This is a genomic window from Pseudidiomarina aestuarii, from assembly GCF_003987355.1.
Classification (GTDB): Bacteria; Pseudomonadota; Gammaproteobacteria; order Enterobacterales; family Alteromonadaceae; genus Pseudidiomarina; species Pseudidiomarina aestuarii.
In genome coordinates this window covers 966,859-987,990 of record NZ_PIPR01000001.1, presented here as the reverse complement: position 1 = coordinate 987,990, position 21,132 = coordinate 966,859, and the positions used below count along the sequence as shown (strand labels likewise).

The following is a 21,132-nucleotide window of genomic DNA, read 5'->3' as shown; positions in this document are numbered from 1 at the left end:
AGCCTAAGGCAAGAGTGATTGGTCAGAACAACATTGGAATTCGTCTGCCACCACACTTGTGTGACTGGTTTGAGTTAAGTAGTCTACTTACCTGTTGCCAACGCTTGAACGGTTTGTTCAAGCTTGTTATAACCTTCGCTGGGCCATTCATATGCAAATGGAACCATGCAAAATCTGATAATAACAATCTAAGGGGATGATACTGTGAACAAGTCTCAGTTAGTTGACAAAATTGCAGAGGGAGCAGAGATTTCTAAAGCTGCTGCTGGACGTGCTTTAGACTCTTTCATCGAAGCAGTAACAGACGCTTTGAAAAAGGGTGAGCAAGTAGCTCTAGTTGGTTTCGGTACTTTCAGCGTTCGTGAGCGTGCTGCTCGCACTGGTCGTAACCCACAAACCGGTCAGACTATTCAAATTGCAGCTGCAAAAGTACCTTCTTTCAAAGCCGGTAAAGCACTGAAAGACTCAGTAAACTAATACCTGCGGAGCGGTAGTTCAGCTGGTTAGAATACCGGCCTGTCACGCCGGGGGTCGCGGGTTCGAGTCCCGTCCGCTCCGCCAGCGAATGTTGAAAATAACCCGAAGCCTCGCTTCGGGTTATTTTTTTAGCGCACAAGCAGGTATAATACCGCGCAATTGTAGAGTTAAATCGAGGTGTAACAGAACATGTTGGACAGTATTCGAGAGAGGTCTCAAAGTTTCATCGTGAAAGCCATTTTGGTTTTCTTGGCTTTGACCTTTGCGTTGTTTGGAATTGGAAGCTACGTCACCAATCAACCTGAGCCTGTTGTTGCTATTGTCAACGGTGAGGAAATTGCGCAAGCACAATTCGACCGTGAAGTAGAAAATGAGCGCAATCGCCAACAACAACAATTAGGCGATTTTTACGCAACACTATCAGCCGATCCTGCGTTTAATCAACGTCTTCGCCAACAAGTTCTGGATCGTCTTATCGACCAGAAATTGGTTGAACAGTATGCGCAAGAACGCGGCTTGCGAGTGTCGAATGAGCAAGTGAAAGCGGCTATCCGTGAGTTTCCAGCATTTCAAGTGGCCGGGCAATTTGATAACCAAACCTATCGCATGGTACTGGCACAAAACGGTTTTTCTGTCGATGGCTTCGCTGAATTGATGCGTGGCGATATGGCGCGGACTCAGTTACTTGAGTCCATTCTAGAAACGGACTTCGTATTGGCCGATGAAGTACAGCAAGTGCAAGCTCTGGTCAATCAATCGCGCAGTGGTGGCTATCGTGAAATCGCGCTGGCGGATTATCTAGATACAGTCGAAATCACCGATGCTGATGTAGAGACTTGGTATCAGCAAAATCTCAACCGGTTTGCGGTTCCTGAGCAAGTTCGCGTGGAGTTTGTCGCACTACAAGCGGGTGCTATTGCCGAGTCGATTGAAATCGATGAGACGGTCGTTCGTGAGTGGTATGAGAGTAATCGTTCACAGTATGAAACTGCAGCGCGAGCTCGCTTCTCACACATTTTGATTGAAGCGGAAGATGGCAATGCCGATGCTCGAGCTGAAGCAGAAGCTTTGCTTGCTGAAATTAATAATGGAGCTGATTTTGCCGAAGTTGCTAAAGCAAACTCGGATGACGTCTTTTCTGGAGAGCAAGGTGGTGATCTCGATTTTATTGAAGCGGGTACCATGGATCCAGATTTTGAAGCTGCTGCGTTTGCGTTAGAAAACGTAGGCGATGTGAGCGACGTTGTAGAGACATCTTTTGGTTTTCACATTATTAAGTTAACCGATCGTGAAGAAGGTTCAGTGACGCCATTTGAGGAAGTTCGTGACGACATCGTTGCCGAATTGCGCGATGAGCGTGTTAAGCAGCGTTACTATGAGTTACAGCAAGGCGTCGCAGAGGCATCATTCGAAATGCCAGATACGTTGCAACCCGCAGTAGAGGGTACGCAACTGACTGTGCGCACTTCAGATTGGTTTAATCGTAATAACGCACCGTCAGCATTGAATCATCCTGCTGTGTTGCAGCAAGTATTTGACAACGACTTTATTGCGGAAGGTTTAAATAGCGACTTAATCGAGACCAGTGATACAGAGTCCGTTGTTGTTCGTGTTCTTGAGCATCGCCCAGCCTCCACGCGTGCTCTGGACGACGTTCGTGACACGGTCACAACGCAGTTACGCCGTGAACGTGCTCAAGTCGCTGCATCTGAGCAAGCGGAAGCAATTGCAGAGCAGCTCCGAGCAGGTGAAGCGAGCGTCGAATTGACCCTGCTTGATGCTGTTAACCGTCGTACTGATGAACACCCTCGCGCTATCGTGCAAGCTTTGTTCGATATGGCGGCACCAGCTGCAGGTGCAACCACGGTAACGACAGCGACACTCAACAACGGCAATGTTGCTGTGGTGCAACTGCGTGAAGTCATTGCGGGTGAGCCCGATGCTGAGTTGGCAACTAGTCTGCAAGAGCAGTTGGAAACGAGTAACAGCCAACAGCTTTATATGGCCTTCGTTGAGGGGCTACGTGCGGACGCTGAAATTGAAATAGTTCGGAATAACTAAGTCCATTGGATGGCTCAGTGATGAAAAGCCCGCCTCAGTGAGAGCGGGCTTTTTTGTGTCTCATGACTGGGTTGGATATAAGGGCGGCAATGCTGCCTTTGGCTTGCTCTTCTTATGTTGGTCTCGGACGGCGCTCTGTAAGGCTCGCCAGAGTCCTTTGCCCTCCAGCCATGGGGTAGGTGATGAACCGAAACGAGATGCTAAGAGAAAGTCTATTTGCGCGGTTACAGGGGCACTATCAAGGTGTTTCTTTAATCCCAACAAAGATGCATCTGCTAGTTTTAAGTCATGTCGTGCCCACAACTGGAGTGCTTGGATAGCCCCGGCACCGTCATTGTGGGTACACGCGTGTTGCACTTGCTGCCAATAGTGATTGCTGGGTGTCGACTGTGAGCTTGTCTCGTTGGTATTGCGCTGACGACCGCGATACCAGAAGCCAAAGAGGGTCAGTAACCATAATGCGGCAAAGCTGCCCGTCAGTGCTATCCAGAGCCAAGGTTGCGACTCGTTTGAAGTCTCCTGCGCTATATCGGTGCTACCGATGCGAGTTGTCGGAGCTGACTCATTGTTAGGCGTAGATGCGACGGGTGCCGATGTAACCGCTGGTTGCTGCGGGATATCCGGTTGCAGGCCTGAGCCAGCGACAATGGTGAAACTCAGCGAGTCAGTTCGAGCTTCCTGACGTTGCCCTGTCGATGTGTTAAACCAGGGAATCACCAGTGCCGGAATGGTCAGTTCACCCACTTCACGTGGAATTAACGTCACCGATACGAGTTTTTGCGCAATGACATTACCATTGCGCACTGCGCTTCCTAATTCCGGTTGTTCAGGGTAGCTATTGGCTCCAGCCAATTGCGGGAGTGCCAGTGGCGGTAATTGCTCAGGCTTAACGCCAATCGCCGTGAGGCGGTATTGCAATGTAATGGGCTGACCGATGGTTAATTCACTCGGAATATCTTCACCATCACTGATGTATTCAAGACTCAGAGTAGCTAATTCAGCGGGGAACCACTCGCCCTGCCAATTATCGGGCGCAGGCCGAACACGTAACGGAATGTCCTGAGCAGCGGTAGTGACCGGTTGTGTTGAGGAGAATGCCGAGAAGATGGAGTTACCACTTTCAGTACTGATTTGTCCTTCAAAAACCGGACCGCGAATGGTTTGTTCGCCTGAACGCTGAGGGGTGACCACGTAAGTGCGTTGAAATACCTGATAGCGAATACCATCAATCACTTCATAGGTTTCTTCATCTTTACCAATTTGCACCACATCTGCATCGGTCAACCGCGGTGGAATGATATTACCGCTTTGCAAATTCGCGGCTAAATACAAGCGTGCAATAATCGTCACTTGTTGCTGAACATATATTTCGTCGGCACTCACACTGGTGCGAATAAAGGCTAGACTTTCTTCTTCTCCGGCATCGCTACCCGCTTCTAGCACGCGCAAGGAGATCGGTTCTGATTGGACGGACTCGATGGTTAGTGCAGGGATTGTCACTTCACCTGCGGTGGTCGGGGCTCGGACGCTCACCGTAAAGGTGGTTTGGCGACTAAAACTGTTGTTAATCATCGATGTGCGTCGAGCGGTACGCGTATTCAATACACTGAAACTGTCCGGCAGCTGAGCTGCAGCATCGAAACTGCTGGTCGGCACATCATCGTCAACGGTTACGGTGAGGATAAAGCTATCGCCGGCCACGACCGGATTTTTATCAACACTTGCTATCACGGTGGTCGGTTCCGCATGTGCGGGGAGCAAGGCGCCCAGCACTAACACGGCCAGACAGAAGAGCATCGCTGCAAGCTGGCCTGGCAAAGCTGTTCTCATATCTATTTGTTGCGCGGTTATGTGCGTTACCACTCTTGTTCTACTCCTCTGGGTAATCGATTCTGTTCTCGGCGTTGAGCTTCGAGCCGCATTTTATTACGCAGCAAAACTGCCGGGTCATCTTGAATTCGATTCAACCACTGTTCCATTTGCTGCCGCTGCTCTTCAGTTAGGTCGCCTTGCGGTAAAGCTTCACGGGGTTCAGCTTCAGCTTCGGCATTGTCAGCCTCTGCCTCTTGTTCTTGCGGTTCAGGTTGTTCTTGCTGCGATTCGTCGCTTTCGGATTCGTCGGAATTTTCTTCCGCTTGTTGCTGTTGGTCGCTCTCTTGCTGTTCGCCTTCAGCTTGCTCTGACTGCTGCTGTTGGTCGCTTTGCTGCGACTGCTGTTCCTCTTGCTGTTCTGCAAGCTTTTTGGCTAGTTCGAAATTCTCTTGTGCAGCTGTCCAATCCGGTTGTTGTTGCAGAGCTGCTTGGTAAGCGCCCGCAGCTTCGGCATACCGCTGCAACTGCATTAATGCGTTGCCTTGATTGTAGAATCCTGTCGCATCCGTCCGTTGCGAGAAGTCGGTTAAAGCAGCGGCATAATTTCCTGCACGATAACTTGCTTCACCACGTTGCCAACTGTCTTCGCTGATGGCCCGCGCGCGTTCAAATTCACCTTGTTGCAGGGCTTTATCGGCTTGTTGATAAGGGGTCGCAAAGAGTTGCTCATGCCAAGCTAATCCTGAGCTTTCTGGCGGTGGCGTCGCGTCAGACTCTTGGGCATAGACCGGATTGATTAAGCATAAACAAATAAGTACCGGCAATACTTTGGGTAACATGCCGCGGCGAGCGGCGGACAAGGCGGCTCCTAGCAGAACCAGGACGAGCCAAGGTCCTTGGTCTCGCCATTGATCACCGGCTTGGTCTTCGGTTTCACTGCCAGAGCGCTCGATGGGCGCTAAGTCTGTGAGATAGGTGAGGTCAGCTTGATCATTTCGAATCACCGCAAAGCGACCTTGAGTCAGCGAACTGAACCGCTCAAGTGTTTCAGGTATAAGCCTTGGCACGACCACTTGGCCACTGCGATCACGCATGAGACTGCCATCTGAACGCTGAATGGGAGCACCTTCTTCCGTACCGATCCCGAGAATAGACACACGATGGTTGCGGCTGCGTAAAAACGTAACAATGCTTTGCTGATCACGCGACTGAATACCATCAGTAAGCCAATATATATCTCCGTTTGCGTAGCCAGCTTCCGTTAATAAACGATCGGCGAGTTGCAGTGCTGCCAATGGATTACTGCCTTGTTCGGGCATGATCTCGGGACTGAGTGCGCGAATTAAATTGGTTAGATTATTCGCATCAGCGGTCAATGGGCTCACCACGAAAGCATCGCCTGCATAGGCAATGAGACCCACCTCACCATCTAAGTGTGACTTGACCAAGTCGATGGCCTTAAAGCGCTGCTGCGTGAGTCGATTGGGAGATATATCGGTGCTGCGCATAGACATCGACATATCCATGATGACCACTTGACCGGCTTCGAGTTGATAGACTGGTTGTGGGAGACGTTGCCACGTAGGACCCGCGAGCGCGACTGCGCCTATCAGTGTACCGAGAACCAGTAACCGCAGTGGCCAATGCCGCTGGCGTTCGTGCTGCGGTGGACTCAACCAAGCTAGTAAATGGGGGGCTACGACATGTTGCCAACCACTTTGTTGTCGCTGTTGGCGAAGTAATTGCCAACCCACCAGTAACACCGGCAGCAGCGCGAGTAACCACCAGGGGCGGAGGAAATGAAACTCAGCCATGTTGCTCCTCCGACTCTGTGCGACGTTGCCACTGTGGCAGGCGCAAAATCATCCACGCGAACGTGAGTATCCATGCGAAAGCCAATGGCCAATGAAAGAGGGCACGTTGAGGTCGTCTGAGCTGTTCGTCACCTGCAACAGGTTCATATTGATCCAGCAACGTATAAATTTCCTCAAGTTCAGCAGTACTGCGAGCACGGAAGTATTCACCACCGGTGGCATCGGCGAAACTGCGCAGCATGTCTTCATCTAGGTCGCGACTTGGATTGACGCGTCGTTGCCCAAAGAAACCTTCGACAATCACTTCCTCTGCGCCTACACCAATGGCATAGATTTTGACATCATGAAATTGGGCGAGTTGCAGGGCTTGTTCGGGTGAAACATTCCCTGCAGTATTTTGACCGTCGGTTAACAAAATAAGAATTTTATTCGACTCTTCATCATCAGCAAAACGTTTCACCGCAAGCGCAACCGCATCGCCTATGGCTGTGCGCTCGCCAATAAGCCGGAGCACAGCTTCGTCGAGCAACTGCTCAACGGTACGACGATCGTAGGTCATCGGAGCTTGCACATAAGCCGTATCGGCGAACAAGATGAGACCGAGACGATCCCCGACTCGACGGCTGATGAAGTCAGTTAAAACACTCTTCACCATGGTTAATCGATCAACCTGTTGCCCTTCAATTTCCATATCGGCAATTTCCATACTGCCCGAGAGATCGACTGCCAGCATCATTTCACGCGCTTCGTTGCGCGCGGCAACGGGCTCACCAAGCCAGCGCGGTTGCGCAGCAGCTGCAACGAGAGCCGTCCAAATGAGCGCGGCAATAAATAACGCCCACCGTGAAGTTTGCGTGCGTTGCATGACGCCGTCGGCAGCAGGGACATAGGATACGCGCAGAACCGAAGTGGGTTGCCGAAATTTTGGCACTAACCACCACAATAAAACTGGAAGAGGCCAAATGAGGCCAAGCCAAGGCCAAGCAAATTCAATCATGACTTACCTCCTGTCGGAGGCAAGGCGCGCTGCAACCAAAATTGCGCGTAACGCTGGTATTCGACGACTAGATCGGCTGCGGTATCACCTGAATATTGAGTGCGCTCGAGCTCATCAATGACTGGCTGCCAACGTTTCGCCGCGCGGGTCGATAATTGTTGCTGCAGGAACTGCCACCAAACAGCGCCTTGCATACTGGCGACTTGCTCGCGCGGGAAGTAAGCCAGTAGCGCTTGCTTCAAGAGCGCAGTGACTGCGGCCGGATTGGTTGCGGGTTGTTGCGCAAGCTCACGCAACGCGAGACGTTGCATCCGCCGTTGGCGCCAACGGCGCAGTAGCAGCCAGATAGCGACTGCTAGCACAATGAGGACAAGAGTGCCGACTACATACCATCCCGGTGCCAGAGGCCACCATGATGCCACTGGTGCACTGACGATATCATTCATTTCAGCGAGCGCTTCGTTGGCTGCTGGCGTATCCAGTAACATCATCGCATCACCTCAGCCCATTGCTGCTCCAAGGCTTGACCGGCATCGACCCGTAGTGGCCTAACCCCCAATTGTTGAAAGTGTTGCTGAAGTTCGGCTTGTTTTGTTTGCATGGCTGCTAGGTAGGCATTGCGCTGTTGGCTATCCATGACCAGTGGCGTCTGCAGGCCATCGGTAATCGCTAATGGATTGGATGCCGCAGGGAGTGGCATGTCCAACTCAAATGGGTCAGTTAATTGATAAGCATGCAGTTGGCAATGACGACGAATCGCCAATAAGCGATCGAAAGTATCATGACTAGCCGTGAGCCAATCACTGATGCAATGCACAATAGTTCCTGGACGAGCCACTTGCTGCGTACGCTGAATAAGATCGTCCAATGTTTGTGTTGCCTGTGTGGGTGAATCATTACTGCGATGTTGCTGTTCAACGAGTGCTTGCACCAATCGCATCATGCCATGTTGCCGACCTTGCGGTCGCACCTCACGGTGATCTTGACCGGAACTAATGAGACCACCAATGCGGTCATTGCGGCTAATAGCAAGCCAACCCAGTGCTGCAGCCAAGTGACATGCTTGCACTGATTTGACGAGTAATTGGGTTCCAAATTGCAGAGTAGGGCCCAAGTCGACAATCACCATGACCGGACGCTCACGCTCTTCGCGGTACAGTTTGGTATGCGGTGTGCCGGTTCGCGCTGTGACACGCCAGTCAATCGAACGGACATCGTCACCAGCTTGGTAATGCCGCACTTCGTCGAACTCCATACCTCGGCCTTTATGCTTGCTGAGAATGGCGCCAGTCTGTGTTTTGGGAGGTTGCAGCCGCTGATGCCGTTGAAAAGCCGCCACCTTATTGCGGTAATACATAAGCTCAGCACTCGTGACACGGATGCCATTCGAGTGCATTACGTCTAACCAATGCGTACTGCTTGTCTGCATAGTCACTGCCATGATAACGCTAAGGTGCGGGAACGAGACTCAAAATTTTCTGGAGTACTGCGTCTGCGGTAATACCATCAGCCTCGGCTTGATAACTCAAGATGATGCGGTGGCGGAGTACATTCGGGAATACCGCTTGAATATCTTCTGGAGTCACAAAATCGCGACCATCCAACCATGCTCGAGCACGGGCACAGCGATCCAGGGCAATCGTTGCCCGTGGACTGGCACCATAACTCAACCAACGACCCAAGTCGTCGCTGTAGGCTGCTGCGGTGCGCGTTGCGATGACCAATTGCACTAAATAATTTTCGACGGCTTCGTCCATGTAAATTTCGAGCACTGCTTTTCGCGCGGCAAACAGGTCTGCTTGCTTGAGCGGTTGTAGCATCGTTTCCGAACCATGCAATTCTTCACCACGCGTCAGTCGCAGAATATCCAACTCAGTTGCTGCATTTGGATAATCGATATTAATGTGCATCAAGAAGCGATCGAGCTGCGCTTCAGGGAGCGGATAAGTGCCTTCTTGCTCCAATGGGTTTTGAGTGGCGAGTACCATAAAGAGTTCGGGTAATGGGTAGGACTTCTGCCCTACGGTAATCTGCCGTTCCGCCATAGCCTCCAACAATGCAGACTGAACTTTTGCTGGGGCGCGGTTAATTTCATCTGCCAAGATGACATGATGGAATAGCGGACCTTGTTGGAATTCAAACGTACCTTGTTCAGGGCGAAAAATATCGGTACCGGTCAAATCAGCGGGAAGCAGGTCGGGTGTGAACTGAACCCGGTGGAAGCTGCCTTCAATACCTTGTGCCAATGCGTTGACGGCACGAGTTTTGGCAAGGCCTGGCGGGCCTTCCACCAACAAGTGCCCGTCGGCAAGCACAGCAATCAGCAGGCTTTCCGTAAACTCGGTTTGGCCTAGTACCTGACTATTCAAGTAAGTACGAAGCGCTTGAAACTGTTCAGCGGCCATGGTGTTCCTCTATCTACATCGGATGAACTCGAAAATGCGGTGTATACTCTACTTACGCACTTTACCGAAAACAACGGTTTAATTCTCGCCAGTAACCCGTTAAAATTTGTAACTAGCTATGAGGTCAGACCAGATTGATGGCCCACTTCTATTTTGGATGAGGACAATTGAATGTCAGCACGTCAGCAATTAACCACACCAGCGGGTGAGCGTATCGCTATTGTCGCCGGATTGCGAACTCCGTTTGCAAAACAGGCGACCTATTTTCATGGCGTTCCAGCACTCGACCTTGGCAAGCTTGTAGTGCAAGAACTGCTGAATCGTTTCAGCTTGGAACCGCGAGAAGTGGAACAACTGGTGTTCGGACAGGTGGTCCAAATGCCCTCAGCACCCAATATTGCGCGCGAAATTGTGTTAGGCACAAGTCTGCCCGTGAGCACCGACGCATACAGTGTGTCCCGAGCTTGTGCGACCAGCTTCCAAGCAACTGCGAATATTATCGAAAGTATGGTTGCTGGGAACATTCAAGTGGGTATTGCTGGCGGTGCCGACTCGTCATCAGTATTGCCGATTGGTGTGTCACGGACCCTAGCGCACGCACTGGTTGATTTGAACAAAGCTCGTTCTCTAGGACAACGCTTGGCGATTTTGAAACGTCTGCGGTTTAAGGACTTAATGCCGGTTCCACCCGCTATTGCTGAATACAGCACGGGGCTGACGATGGGGCAAACCGCGGAACAAATGGCTAAATCCCATGGGATTAGCCGCGCGGATCAAGACGCACTGGCACATCGTTCGCATACCAAAGCCCACGAGGCTTGGGAAGCAGGCGTTCTTGCTGACGAAGTGATGACCGCCTACGCCGAACCTTACAAGGATTTTCTCGGTCGCGACAATACCATCCGTAGCGATAGTCAATTAGACAGCTATGCCAAATTAAAGCCCGTCTTTGATCGAAAGCATGGCTCAGTTACTGCGGCGAACAGCACCCCGCTCACAGACGGCGCCGCTGCAGTGCTATTGATGACCGAAAGCAAAGCAAAAGCGCTAGGCTACTCGATTCTCGGCTATGTGCGTAGCTACGCATTCAGCGCCATTGATGTGTGGGAAGATATGTTGATGGGACCCTCTTATGCGACACCGATTGCATTAGAGCGAGCTGGCATGAAATTGAGCGATTTAGATTTGATTGATATGCATGAGGCATTCGCTGCACAAACCTTGGCGAATGTGAAAATGTTCGCGAGTAAGAAGTTTGCTGAAGATAAGTTAGGGCGGAGTGAAGCCATCGGTGAGATCGATATGGACAAATTTAACGTCCTTGGTGGTTCTATTGCCTACGGTCATCCATTTGCTGCCACAGGTGCTCGTATGATCACACAAACGCTCCACGAATTACGCCGCCGTGGCGGAGGCACCGCATTGACGACAGCATGTGCTGCCGGTGGCTTAGGTGCAGCAATGATTTTGGAGAGCAACTAATGAGCGCAGTAGCAACGACAACTAAAGCATTTCAATTGGAAATTCGTGACGATCAAGTCGCTGTGATTCGCATTGACGTTCCGGGCGAGTCAATGAATACATTGAAGGCCACTTTTGCTGAAGAAGTTGCTGAAGTATTGAATCAGTTGGAGTCGAACTCCGCTATCAAAGGTGTGGTCGTGATCAGTGATAAGCCAGGCTCCTTTGTTGCGGGTGCGGACATCAGTATGATCGACGATTGCGAGACTGCGGCGGACACCGAGAGCCTCGCGCGCCAGGGACAAGCGATGTTTGATCGTATCGAGCAGTTAAAAGTCCCAGTCGTCGCAGCGATTGACGGTGCGTGTCTCGGAGGTGGTCTCGAACTCGCATTGGCTTGTCATTATCGAATCACTACTGAAGATAAAACGGTCATTGGTTTACCGGAAGTTCAGCTCGGGTTGTTACCTGGATCAGGCGGTACTCAACGTTTACCGCGTTTGATTGGCATGCAAAAGTCATTGCCATTGATTCTGACTGGCAAACAATTACGTCCGAAGCAAGCGCTCAAGCTTGGGATTATTGATGAGATTGTCCCTCGCAGCATTTTACTCGAAGCCGCTGTGAAAAAGGCTTTGAGCAGCAAAGCTCGGGTTCGCAAAGTGAAGCACTCATTACTGAACAAAGCATTGGAAGGTACAGGTGTTGGTCGCGGCATTATTATCAGCAAAGCGCGGGAACAAGCGCAGGCCAAAGCGCATGGAAATTATCCAGCGATTGATGCCATCATCGATACTATCGCCTATGGATTGAACGAAGGCTTTCAGGCTGGCCTTCAGTATGAGGCGCGACGTTTTGGTGAACTCGCCATGACACCAGAGTCAAAGCAGTTACGCGGCATCTTTTTCGCGACCACTGCTATGAAGAAGGAATCAGGAGCTGGCGATGTGAAACCGCGCAAAGTTGAGCGTGTTGGTGTGCTCGGTGGCGGATTGATGGGCGGTGGTATTGCTTATGTTACTGCAGTGAAGGCCGGTATTCCGGCCCGCATTAAGGACATTGCAGAGCAGGGTATCGTACACGCTTTACGCTATAGCTATGATTTACTGAAGACCAAGGTGAAGCGCAAACAGATGCGTCGGTCCGAGCTAGAGAAAACAATGCTCAGACTTAGTGGTACTTTGGATTATAGCGGTTTCGATCGTACTGATGTCGTGATTGAAGCGGTGTTTGAAGACTTAAGTTTGAAGCAGAAAATGGTGGCAGACATTGAAAATGTTGCCCCGGAACATTGTATTTTTGCGACCAATACTTCGAGTTTGCCAATTACCAAAATAGCCGAGGGCGCGAAGCGCCCAGAGCAAGTGGTCGGGCTGCATTATTTCTCACCGGTTGATAAAATGCCATTGGCTGAGATTATCACGCACGCGGGTACGTCAGCGGAAACCATTGCAACAGTGGTGTCCTTGGCGAAAAAGCAAGGCAAAACGCCGATCGTAGTTAAAGACGGTGCTGGATTCTACGTAAACCGTATTTTGGCACCTTATATGAATGAATCGGCGCGGATGGCACTGGCGGGCGAGCCCATCGATAGCATTGACAAAGCTTTGGTGAAGTTCGGCTTCCCAGTCGGCCCGCTGAAGCTGATGGATGAAGTGGGTATTGATGTGGCCGCGAAAGTAGCGCCTATCATGGAAGCTGAATTGGGTGACCGATTCGCAGCACCTGCGGCCTTTAGTAAGCTGCTTGATGATGATCGTAAAGGTAAAAAGAACAAGAAAGGTTTTTACAGCTATTCAGGCAAAAAGCCAGGTAAACAGGTCGATGAATCAGTCTATTCGTTACTTGGAATCAAGCCAGATGCGAAAATCAATCCAGCAGAAATTGCGCAACGCGCGGTCATGTTGATGCTGAACGAGGCGGTTTACTGTTTAGCTGAAGGTATTATTCGTAGTCCGCGTGACGGAGATATTGGGGCGATTTTTGGAATTGGCTTTCCGCCATTCCGTGGCGGACCTTTCCGCTATATGGATGCACTCGGGATTGCAACGGTTGTGAAACGTCTGCGCCAGTATGAAGATGAATTTGGTGAACGGTTCCAGCCTGCACCATTATTAGTCGAGATGGCTGAAAGCGGGCAAACTTTTTACGGTACGGAAACCCACTCTTAACGAATGAATGAGGTGAATAAACGTGATTATTGCGCTGTGTAGTTTGTTGTCTGCGCTGGGTTTATATATTCAAGCTCTAAAGAATGGTATGGGTGCTAAGCGTTGGGGGTTGCTCGGATTGTGCTTCGGGCCGCTCATGGTACCCATGTTTGTCAGTCATAAACGCATGACCTTAATGCGTACGCTTGGTCGTCATGATGTGCTGTGGCAGTGCCGATGAGTGACAGAGTAAAAGGTTTTAGTTCAGCAATACATGCGCCGGTTTCTTAACCGGCGTTTTTATATGCGCAAGAAATTGGTCACGTTTCAGGGGTTGAGCGAACAAGAAGCCTTGAGCAAACTCACAGTTGAGATGATGCAGCGTGGAAGCCTGTGCAGCGTTGACGACGCCCTCAGCCACAACATCGAGCCCTAGATTGTGAGCCATGGCGACAATAGAGGCGACCATATTCCGATCACGCTCAGCGCCATTGATATCATCGATAAATGCTTTATCGATTTTTAACGTTTGAATAGGGAAGCGTTTCAAGTAGGCCAACGATGAATAACCGGTTCCAAAATCGTCCAGAGCTAAGTGAATACCGCAGAAGTGCAACTCAGTCATAATCTGAATTGCACGCTCCGGATCTTCCATGACTACGCCCTCAGTTATTTCGAGTTCTAGACACTTGGGATCTAAGCCTTCCTCATCTAAGATATTCATGATGCGCTGAGTTAAATCAGGTTGGAGGAATTGCTTGGCGGATAGGTTCACTGCAACTCGCCCGTCAACAGCGCCAGAAGCAACCCATTCACGCATATCTCGACAGGTTTGTCGTAATACTCGCTCGCCTACGTCAATGATTAATCCGGTTTCTTCCGCCAGCGGAATGAACTCAGCGGGACTGATTATTCCAACGCCAGGAATGTCGAGTCGCACCAGTGCTTCGAGTCCGACAAACTGATGTGTTTTTAAGCTGACTTTCGGTTGGTAATGAACCTGCAAATGATTGTTGCGGAGTGCTTGCCGCAGTTGATTTTCAAGTTGTAGGCGGCGAACTGCGTTTTTATTCATCGATTCATTGAAGAATTGATAACCGTTACCACCGCGACTCTTCGCGTGATACATAGCAGTATCTGCATTTTGTAGTAACTCTTGTGACGATTGACCATCGTTCGGGTAGACCACAATACCGATGGAGCTACTGACCACAATGTCATGACCACTGATGTGGAACGGGTGACTCAGTGCTTCCAATACTTGATTCGCTGCATCAGTGATGTCGTGTAAGTCAGTGGTATCTTCGAGAATCAGGGTGAACTCATCGCCGCCCAGTCGATAAAATGTGTCTTGTGCGCGTCCAATTTCCCCGACTCTTTCAGCAACTTGCATGAGCAGGTGATCACCGACTTCATGGCCGAGTGAGTCATTAATCTTTTTAAAATCATCGAGATCGAAAATCAGCAGCGCATGGGCGATACGTTTTCGTACCAAGTTCGAATGACTGACCTGAAAGTAGGAACGATTGGGTAATCCTGTCAGGGTATCGGTATTGGACAATCGGCGCAGTTCACGTTCGGCATTTTTGCGTTCGGTGATATCAGAAAATGTCGCAACGTACTGAGCAATTTGGCCGCTGTCATCAGTAATCGCATCCAGCGTTAACTCCATTTGATAGGTGGTGCCATCTTTGCGTAGATCTTCGATCTCACCATGCCAGCTCCCGTGCTGTTGCACCATCCGCTTAATTTGCGCGAGGTATTCAGGATTGTAGAGCGACAGATGCAAGGGTTTGTTGAGCATGTCAGCACGACTATAACCGGTAATTTTGGTGAAGCTTTGGTTGGTTTCGATCAATTTAAACTGACTGTCATAAATACAGACGCCATCTGAAATATTGGTAATCGAAGTCGCCAGCATTTTCAGGCGCTCTTCGGCGGCAACTAAGGGTGTAATGTCTTTTAAAGTCCCGGTCATTCGAATCGGTTGTTGATGCTCGTCGCGCGCCACAATTTTGCCGCGGTCGAGTACCCAAATCCAACCATTGTCGCTGCTCACCCGATAGGTAACCTCAAAGGTATCTATCTTCCCATCTAAGTAATCTCGAAGCTGTTGCTGGACGCGCTTCAAATCGAGCGGATGAATATTGGAGGTTGGACTGCGCTCGCCAGCTCTCAGTCTGTCCTGTGGAAACTCAGATAAATGCCGCCAAGTGTTATGGCGATGAATGGCTTGCTCTTGAATATGCCAATCCCACAGTTGGTCGCCACTGCCCCATAAACTGAGCTTAAGACGTTCCTCACTATCGCGCAATTGAACCAATGTCCGGCGTTTGGCGCGTACTAAAAGAGCCAAGCCAAATAGAATGCAGCAGCTTAATATGGCATACAAGGTGATGGCCCACGGCGACAACCATGTGGGGACTGCAACATCCAAAGTAATCGTACGTCGGCCTTGCCAGGTTTTGCCATCAATAGAGGCTTCCACAATAAACTGATGTTCACCAAACGGCAGGTTGGTATAGGTCGCACGACGAAACTCCGCATCTGTAATCACCCAATCACGGTCTACGTCTTCGAGTTGATAGCGATAGAACAACCGCTGTGGTTGGGGTGCATAGGGAGCCCCAAATTCGATAGTAAAAGGCGAATCAATCGTTGGAATAAAGAGGACTTCGGAATTGTAAAGCTGCGGACGGTTACGATCGTCCAATTGCTGCGCGCTGACAGGTTGGTTCGCCATTCTCAAAGTAATGAGCTCAACCTGCCAGTCAGAATATGATGCGACAGACTGCGCTGAAGTACCACCCGCTGTTAAAAGCAGGCTGCACCACATGATGACCTGAAGTAGTGGCGTTCGACGCACGCTATCCCTCGAGTGAAAGGCTGCTTTTCTACTGCGCAGCTCTTCTATTTGTTATGTGTTGCTTAAGTTAAACAATTCAGCTGTCGGTGTCAAAGTTCTTCGGCATTGTGCTGATTAGCAGCTGTTGCTCTTCATTTCTGAGTAACTGCTGTGCGAAAGGAATAAAGGAAGAATGTTGCCAATTCGTTATTGCGATTCCAAGTTCATGTAAACGATTGAAATCATGATCGTTTTGCGTAATCGAGCTCCACAGACGCTGACTGCGCACGCGTAGATTGGTGTCTTTTTCTACCAACTGCGCCAACATGGCTTGCTGCGCACGTTTAAAGTCCGCGGGACGAAGTGTTTCTAGCTGTTCGGCAAATATCTCGACAAACTCCACTAAGGCCGCATTTAAGTGATTGGCGTCATATTGACTGGATTGCACATACAGCAATAAATGGGGCACTTGCTGGATGGGTAGGTAAGTGGTGCCGACCACGTATCCTAATTGCTGTTCGGTCCGCAACTCGTGAAAGAACAGTGGACTCATCAATTGATTGAGCAATAAATACGCCGCCTGTGCAGGCAATTCTTGGGTGAAACTTTGCAGTGCGAGAATAGACGCTTGATCTTGATGATGTGTCACTAATGACGAGCACAACCTTGCTTTGGGTTGCACCTTCAACTCAGCAAAAGACGTTGGTTTCAAGTCTGCTTGCTCGACTCGAGTGTGCAGTTCTAACTGGTTTGTCAGCGCATGGATGTAGTCATCCAATTGTTGACGCTGTAAATCTCCGTGAGCAAATACGTCGGCGTTAATCGGTTCTAGTGCTGAGTCGAGCCAGTTCTCAAAAGTACCGAAGGTCATCGCTTCTAAGTGGTCGGCTAAATCACAGACCGCATAGGTATTGGGTTGTAGCGAGATATTCAGACGCGAGAACAATACGTTCATTGGCTTATTGGTCATCGCTGCTCGCCAATTATTGATGAGTTTCTGCCGTAATTCTTGCCAGCGCTTTTGCTCAAAACGCATGGTTCTCAATTCAGCTACAATTTGCACCGCAAGCGGCACCGTTGCGGCAGATAATCCCGATATGTGCAGGGTCAAACCTTGTTGTTGGGGATAAATATTAAAATGAAGTCCGGCTACTTCGGCGTCATAACAGGTCTCGTTGAGACCATCGAGCAGTAATTCACTCCACAGTCGAGCACAGGCAAAATTCGCTGGTGTAGCGACCATATCAGGCAAATAGAAGCAGGTATAAATATGCGCTTTAGGTACCCTAAAATCGGGGTCATGCCAGTGCCATAGTCGCAACCCTGGAGTGAGCAATTCGAACTGTGGTTGCTCGGCCAGTTCAGCTTCAAGCAGAGGTTGGGTATCGAGCTGATCGGTGATAAAGCGATTCTTTTTGGGTAATTTCGCGGTTGTGTGTTGCGCTAAACGAAAGCGCTCGAGCCGCTGCTCGCTGAGAGGCTGGATAGCATAATCAGTGCCGTAAATAGGTTCATGCTGATCGGTTTCTACCTGCCGGTGAATGAGCGTGATCCGCATATTATCGGGTTGCATACAGTCAAATAACTCGCGAGCAAAGTCCACATTGATACAATCCATGCGATAGTCCCCAAAAATGAGGTCGCAGTTTGGATAATGATGCATATTCACTGCCAACTGCGGTGCGAGATCACTCGCTCGGGCTGGCTCCTGAAATCGGAACGCTTGGTTGACCGACAGTTGGCGCTCACGATAACGCCAATCCTCCAAGCCTTCTGAGGCAACCTTTCGAATCAGTGCGAGTACCTCACAAATGATGTCGTCAATATGCTGCAACCCTGACTCCGTTAACTGCATATTGATATTAAAGTCTTTAAAATTACTACCGCTCATTCCACCACCTGCGGCCAGTGAATTGACCCAGTGTCTGTGGCGCAACTCTGAAAACAAACTGCCAGGGCCTTCATCACCGAGTATATGCGCGATAAAGCTCGTGGTTTTATGCGCGTAATCTTGGTCAATGCTCGGCAGCGCGAATGTCAGAATCAAACGCTTGGCGGCCTTTAATGGACGAACCTGCAGTTCAACCCCAAGTTGTGAAGGCAGGTACAAAGGAACACTAATGGTTGTCGGCTCGCTCAAAGCGGATGGTGCAGTAGGAAGCTTACCACCATAGTTCAACGCCAATGCCTCGAGTTCCTCGAGTGACTGCGGACCGATAATGACCAGTGTCATTCGGTCGGGGCGGTACCACGTCTTAAAAAACTCGAGGAGTCGTGGTCGCAAGGGGTTGTCCGTAGTGTCCTGCAGAGTATTGAGGTTCCCGACGGAGAACTTACTAAATGGATGCGCTGGATTGACGGTCGCTTTATGAACTTGATAGAGACGGCGGAGCTCATCTTTTCGCTTCAATTGAAATTCCGACTCGACCGATTGCAACTCTTTCGTAATCCAATCTTGTGAAAAGAGAGGTTGGTAAAAGAATCGAATGAATCGGTCTATTGCTGGTTCAAGAAACTCAGGATCGATATTGAAATAGTAATTACTGAATTCAGTTCCGGTCCACGCGTTATGACTGCCGCCATGCTGACTGACAAAGTGTTGGTAATCTTCAGGCTCTGGAAACTCTTCAGTGCCGAGAAATAGCATGTGCTCTAAGAAGTGAGCAAGCCCTTGAGCGTTTTGCGGATCGTGAAAATGCCCTGCATGGACGGCGGTCGAAACAGCGGCTTGTTGGGATCTCGCATCATGAACCAGCGCGCAACGAAGACTGTTCGATAATCGAATGATTCGATAGTCCCGATGGTCGGTCGGGCTTTTGATGATGCTTTGTGCGCACGTTTCGGCAGATGCCGGCGCAGTGGTGGGTGCCATAGAGCTCCTGATGTTGGCTTAGCGCTACCCGCGCCAAGCCATTGAGCAGCTATTGGTCCAGCGGGGTATCGAAGTTTTTCGGCCGGTCGAAGTCACCTTCGTAAGAGACCAGCTTGTCATCTTTAAAAGTCAGTGTGACTTTGCGATTATAATCGCCTTCGCCACTACCAGAATTCATATCAAATACGTAATACCAAACGTCGTTTTCAAAAGGGTTGGCTGCTACAGGAGCACCAACAACATACTCGACTTGTGCTTTACTCATGCCAACACGGAGCTGATCAATATCACGTTGTTCCAAGTAATTACCTTGTGGAACGTCAATTTTGTACACCATGCTATCCAATACGGAACACCCACTTAGGATGATCAGACTACCAGCGATAATTAAACTTCTCATGGGTCCTACTATATTTTATTTCTCGGCGAACGAGTATCGAATGAACTACGTGGTGCATCATAGCCAATGCTTGTGATGATGACCAGCCTCAACGACAGATTGACTTCGATAAAACTGAATAGTTCCACCGTTACCGACAAGCTTCGAGTGTGAAATTACGAAGCGAGTAACTCTGCTGCATTGGCTTTGGTTGCAGAGGTAATGGTATCGCCACCCAATAGCCGCGCTAACTCGATCACGCGCTGCTCATTGGATAGCGCGGTAATAAACGTCTCTGTTGACTGTCCATCCGACGATTTTTCAACTTGAAACTGTTGATGTGCTTTGGCAGCGACCTGCGGCAAATGCGTCACACAAATGACCTGATTCGTCGTGCCTAATTGCCGTAGTAATTTGCCGACCACTGCTGCGGTTGGACCGCTGACACCGACATCAACTTCGTCAAACATTAAGGTTGGCGTACTCAGATGACTGGCGGTAATCACTTGAATTGCCAAGCTGATACGTGAGAGCTCACCTCCAGATGCAACTTTGGCCATTGCTTGAATGGGTTGCCCTGGGTTGGTACTCACTAAAAAACGTACTGTGTCGGTGCCGATTGGTGTTGCCGGTGATTGTTCATCCGCATCCACGGCAATCTCAAACTGGGCATGTGGCATATTCAATTGCTGCATGGATAATACAATTTCTTGACTCAAACGTTTTGCTGCCTGCTGGCGGCTGGTTGATAGCTTTGCTGCCGCTTGACGATATTGACTGGCAGCAGCTTTGACGTCGGCGTCGAGTTGCTCAGTATCTACTTGTTGGTCAGCGAGCGTTTTGAGTTCAGCATTTAAAGCTGCGTGATGCTGAGCAAGAAGATGGGGTTCAACTTGGTGTTTGCGAGCCAACTTGACAGCAGTAGTTACACGTTGCTCGAGTTGATGTAACTGTTCATCATCAATTTCGATTTGCTCATGATAATGACGTAATTCTCGAGCTGCCTCTTCTATTTGAACTCCCGCTTCACGCAGCAATTGAACTGCTGGCGCTAATCCCTCATCCACGTCTAATTGCGCTTCAAGTCGCGATAATGCCGTCTGAATGAGACCATGCGCGTTATTGTGTTCGCCATCGAATAAGGCATTCAGTGCAAAGCTTGAATCCTCGACTAAAGCAGCGCTATTGGCAGCACGTTTGAATTGCTGATCGATAACTTCATACTCACCTTCCGTCAGAGCAAACTCATCGAGCTCTTGCACTTGATAAGCGAGTAATTCGTGTCGCGACTGCACATCTGAGCTTTGTTGTGCCAGTGTTTTTTGCTGTTTACGAAGTTGATACCAACGTTGGTAAGCAGTCCGCACACCTTCTAACAACGTGGCATGCTGCGCATAACCATCGACAATAGCGAGTTGGTGATCAGCTCGAGTCAATAATTGATGTTCATGTTGCCCATGTATATTGACTAACAGCGGCGCGAGCTCGCGCAATTGACCGACTGTAGCTGGGTAACCATTGATCCATGCTTTTGAACGGCCTTCCGCGGTAACAACGCGACGGACGACACAGTCGTCATCATCAGCTTGTAATTCATGCAGTGCCAACCATTGTGATGCGGGGGAGTCAGCGCTTAATGTAAATGCGGCCACCACTTCAGCTTTATCGCTTCCAGCGCGAACCCATTCGGTATCCGCTCGATTGCCTAAACACAGGCCTAGTGCGTCAAGAGCGATGGATTTACCTGCGCCCGTTTCGCCAGTGATAGCAGTCATACCTTGAGCGAAATCGATATCGAGTTGACGAACGACAGCAAAGTTACGGATGTGTAATTGGCTTAACATGGCTCACCTCAAATA

15 protein-coding genes and 1 tRNA gene are annotated in these 21,132 nt (G+C 49.8%); 6 read left to right on the top strand and 10 right to left on the bottom strand.

The genetic code is table 11. From position 1 onward, the window contains the following. Nucleotides 1-204 precede the first annotated feature (204 nt). The 3 genes from hupB (at nt 205) to ppiD (ending at nt 2,538) form a co-directional block, all read left to right on the top strand. A complete protein-coding gene (gene hupB, locus CWE22_RS04580) occupies nt 205-477 on the top strand; it encodes a nucleoid-associated protein HU-beta (RefSeq protein ID WP_169930182.1) in 273 nt (90 codons plus the stop codon). Between the two features lie 7 nt (nt 478-484). Continuing rightward, nucleotides 485-561: transfer RNA gene (locus CWE22_RS04575), tRNA-Asp, on the top strand. A gap of 105 nt (nt 562-666) precedes the next feature. Further along, nucleotides 667-2,538, top strand: a complete 1,872-nt coding sequence (gene ppiD / locus CWE22_RS04570) for a peptidylprolyl isomerase (protein ID WP_169930181.1) — start codon at nt 667-669, stop codon at nt 2,536-2,538. 60 nt (nt 2,539-2,598) lie between these two features. Here ppiD and CWE22_RS04565 read toward each other — a convergent pair whose 3' ends face one another. The 6 genes from CWE22_RS04565 to CWE22_RS04540 are packed head-to-tail and all read right to left on the bottom strand — an operon-like array spanning nt 2,599 to nt 9,566. Next, on the bottom strand, nt 2,599-4,401 hold the full coding sequence (locus tag CWE22_RS04565) for a BatD family protein (RefSeq protein WP_169930180.1): 1,803 nt from the start codon (nt 4,399-4,401) through the stop codon (nt 2,599-2,601). Then, on the bottom strand, nt 4,395-6,164 hold the full coding sequence (locus CWE22_RS04560) for a vWA domain-containing protein (protein WP_169930179.1): 1,770 nt from the start codon (nt 6,162-6,164) through the stop codon (nt 4,395-4,397). Before CWE22_RS04560 ends, CWE22_RS04565 begins: the two co-directional genes overlap by 7 nt. After that, nucleotides 6,157-7,161 (bottom strand): vWA domain-containing protein, encoded by a 1,005-nt coding sequence (locus CWE22_RS04555; protein ID WP_169930178.1) that lies wholly within the window; start codon nt 7,159-7,161, stop codon nt 6,157-6,159. Before CWE22_RS04555 ends, CWE22_RS04560 begins: the two co-directional genes overlap by 8 nt. Further along, on the bottom strand, nt 7,158-7,652 hold the full coding sequence (locus tag CWE22_RS04550) for a DUF4381 domain-containing protein (protein ID WP_169930177.1): 495 nt from the start codon (nt 7,650-7,652) through the stop codon (nt 7,158-7,160). Before CWE22_RS04550 ends, CWE22_RS04555 begins: the two co-directional genes overlap by 4 nt. Next, a complete protein-coding gene (locus CWE22_RS04545) occupies nt 7,649-8,590 on the bottom strand; it encodes a DUF58 domain-containing protein (RefSeq protein ID WP_169930176.1) in 942 nt (313 codons plus the stop codon). The genes CWE22_RS04550 and CWE22_RS04545 overlap by 4 nt, the downstream gene beginning before the upstream one ends. 19 nt (nt 8,591-8,609) lie before the next feature. Continuing rightward, the gene (locus CWE22_RS04540) at nt 8,610-9,566 is read right to left on the bottom strand and encodes an AAA family ATPase (protein ID WP_169930175.1); all 957 of its coding nucleotides are present in this window, start codon (nt 9,564-9,566) and stop codon (nt 8,610-8,612) included. Between the two features lie 171 nt (nt 9,567-9,737). Here CWE22_RS04540 and fadI point away from each other — a divergent pair, with 171 nt between their 5' ends. The 3 genes from fadI to CWE22_RS04525 are packed head-to-tail and all read left to right on the top strand — an operon-like array spanning nt 9,738 to nt 13,418. Next, entirely contained in the window at nt 9,738-11,048 is a 1,311-nt protein-coding gene (fadI, locus tag CWE22_RS04535) for an acetyl-CoA C-acyltransferase FadI (RefSeq protein WP_169930174.1), read from the top strand. Further along, the gene (gene fadJ, locus CWE22_RS04530; RefSeq protein WP_169930173.1) at nt 11,048-13,198 is read left to right on the top strand and encodes a fatty acid oxidation complex subunit alpha FadJ; all 2,151 of its coding nucleotides are present in this window, start codon (nt 11,048-11,050) and stop codon (nt 13,196-13,198) included. The genes fadI and fadJ overlap by 1 nt, the downstream gene beginning before the upstream one ends. A 22-nt stretch (nt 13,199-13,220) precedes the next feature. Further along, complete coding sequence (locus tag CWE22_RS04525) at nt 13,221-13,418, top strand: hypothetical protein (RefSeq protein ID WP_169929370.1); 198 nt, start codon at nt 13,221-13,223, stop codon at nt 13,416-13,418. An 18-nt stretch (nt 13,419-13,436) separates the two neighbouring features. On the opposite strand, the gene CWE22_RS04520 is transcribed toward CWE22_RS04525, so the two are convergent. The 4 genes from CWE22_RS04520 to recN form a co-directional block, all read right to left on the bottom strand. Further along, nucleotides 13,437-16,043, bottom strand: a complete 2,607-nt coding sequence (locus tag CWE22_RS04520; protein WP_169930172.1) for an EAL domain-containing protein — start codon at nt 16,041-16,043, stop codon at nt 13,437-13,439. A 76-nt stretch (nt 16,044-16,119) separates the two neighbouring features. Continuing rightward, entirely contained in the window at nt 16,120-18,894 is a 2,775-nt protein-coding gene (locus tag CWE22_RS04515) for an insulinase family protein (RefSeq protein ID WP_169930171.1), read from the bottom strand. Nucleotides 18,895-18,943: 49 nt separating this feature from the next. Then, a complete protein-coding gene (locus CWE22_RS04510) occupies nt 18,944-19,294 on the bottom strand; it encodes an outer membrane protein assembly factor BamE (RefSeq protein WP_169930170.1) in 351 nt (116 codons plus the stop codon). Between the two features lie 155 nt (nt 19,295-19,449). Further along, the gene (gene recN / locus CWE22_RS04505; protein WP_169930169.1) at nt 19,450-21,117 is read right to left on the bottom strand and encodes a DNA repair protein RecN; all 1,668 of its coding nucleotides are present in this window, start codon (nt 21,115-21,117) and stop codon (nt 19,450-19,452) included. Nucleotides 21,118-21,132 lie beyond the last annotated feature (15 nt).